This is a genomic window from Erwinia sp. ErVv1 (assembly GCF_900068895.1).
GTDB lineage: Bacteria > Pseudomonadota > Gammaproteobacteria > Enterobacterales > Enterobacteriaceae > Erwinia.
Genome location: NZ_CDPK01000001.1, coordinates 366,987 through 367,217 on the forward strand (window position 1 = coordinate 366,987; position 231 = coordinate 367,217).

At 55.0% G+C, this 231-nt stretch carries 1 other annotated feature (cut by a window edge).

What is annotated here, in order from left to right:
- Positions 1–106 precede the first annotated feature (106 nt).
- Positions 107–231: a sequence feature (mutual gap in cmsearch alignment for this rRNA model is longer than 100), on the top strand; it runs 1,494 nt beyond the window's last position.

Below are 231 nucleotides of genomic sequence, written 5' to 3' on the forward strand. Positions count from 1 at the left end.
GAGTAATGTCTGGGAAACTGCCCGATGGAGGGGGATAACTACTGGAAACGGTAGCTAATACCGCATAACGTCTACGGACCAAAGTGGGGGACCTTCGGGCCTCACACCATCGGATGTGCCCAGATGGGATTAGCTTGTTGGTGAGGTAATGGCTCACCAAGGCGACGATCCCTAGCTGGTCTGAGAGGATGACCAGCCACACTGGAACTGAGACACGGTCCAGACTCCTAC